We start from the raw sequence: 453 nt of genomic DNA, 5'->3' as shown, positions 1-453 counted from the left end.
CGGCCCGCTGTGGAACCGCAAGCAACGCCTGGACCTCGATGAGCGCTACGGCTGCAAGAGCAGCATCTATGGCTGGGACGGCGACCACCTGGCGTTTGAAAGCACCTACCACCCGCGCGGCGAACGCACCACCCACTACCTCTACGAACCAGGCACCTTCGTGCCGCTGGTGCAGGCCTCGTACGAGCAACAAATCGCCCTGCTGCCCGAGCCCAATTATGACGGGCCGTATGACATCGATCAGGATCCGGTCTGGCAATACCAGCCACAGGCACCGGCCTTCAAAGCGCTGGATTGGTACCAATGCGACCACCTCGGAACCCCGCTGGAGCTGACCGATCAGCACGGCGAAATGGTCTGGCGGGCGGACTATCAGGCCTGGGGGCAGACCCAGGTGAGGCTCAGCGAGGCGGCGCAGCGCAGGAAACTCGACACTGCGCTACGGTTTCAGGG

1 protein-coding gene is annotated in these 453 nt (G+C 63.8%); it reads left to right on the top strand.

The genetic code is table 11. The features are described from left to right. A partial coding sequence (locus tag HU737_RS26085) for an RHS domain-containing protein (RefSeq protein WP_217838553.1) occupies positions 1–453 on the top strand: 453 nt, incomplete at both ends.

This window comes from Pseudomonas urmiensis, assembly GCF_014268815.2.
Taxonomy (GTDB): domain Bacteria; phylum Pseudomonadota; class Gammaproteobacteria; order Pseudomonadales; family Pseudomonadaceae; genus Aquipseudomonas; species Aquipseudomonas urmiensis.
This window is presented reverse-complemented; position numbering and strand designations above follow the sequence as displayed.